Genomic DNA, 803 nt, shown 5'->3' on the forward strand with positions numbered 1-803 from the left:
TAGTAGACTAATATTGTTTGGTCTTCCTTAATATTATTGATTTTATTTGCAATATCTTCTTTTATTTTCTGAGACTGTAATACACGTTGTGAAATCATAGCTTGATACCATTCGTTTAATAATTTTGTGATTTCTTCTTTAGAAATAATGTCAACACTCATCTACTTCTACCCCCTTTTGTTAAATGTTATTGTTTGTAGTGGCGTTAAAAAAACAAAAGTGAGGTATTACATCATGGGATATAACAGCTTTCCTGTAGTACGTGGAAGAGGTATGGTGAAATGGAATCCGTTTGCTTCAATACCGGAGCAATACGAGGAAATACATAGAATGTTTGAGGAACAATATAAAGTACCTAAACCTTTTTTAACACAAGATACTATGGAACGAATAGAAAGAGCGTTAATGCAATCTTTTCACGAGGAAGAAGAAATACATATCTCATACTATCGTGATGGAATGGTGCAAGACATGTACATAAATGTATTACATATTGAACCGATGACGAAAACTATATATTGTACAGATGCCTTTGGTTTGAATACTAAGTTTAAGTTTAATGAATTGGTGAATATAAATTAAAAGAAGCCGCCCGACAGGACTGAAGTGCACCCCAATTGTTAACAATTGGGGTGCACTTCACATATATAGGTGGCTTTTGTACGACAAAAAAAAAGAGCTCTGCTATACAGCAGAGCAAAAGAAAAATATATAACCCTATAAAAATAATACAAATTATTGATACTTTCAAAAGACGAAATTTAAATTTCCATCACAATAATAGCTATGTTTAAGTATGAAAC

The 803-nt window shown here is 31.9% G+C and carries 1 protein-coding gene and 1 pseudogene; one reads left to right on the forward strand and one right to left on the reverse strand.

Annotated elements, in window-relative coordinates; translation table 11 throughout:
* A pseudogene (locus ABWK52_RS29045) lies at window positions 1-161 on the reverse strand (hypothetical protein); the annotation flags it as partial.
* 73 nt (window positions 162-234) lie between these two features.
* Here ABWK52_RS29045 and ABWK52_RS29050 point away from each other — a divergent pair.
* Window positions 235-582, forward strand: a complete 348-nt coding sequence (locus ABWK52_RS29050) for a YolD-like family protein (RefSeq protein ID WP_000541074.1) — start codon at window positions 235-237, stop codon at window positions 580-582.
* The last annotated feature ends 221 nt before the right edge of the window (window positions 583-803 follow it).

Origin of the sequence: Bacillus sp. AP50 (genome assembly GCF_040492675.1) — a bacterium.
Classification (GTDB): domain Bacteria; phylum Bacillota; class Bacilli; order Bacillales; family Bacillaceae_G; genus Bacillus_A; species Bacillus_A cereus.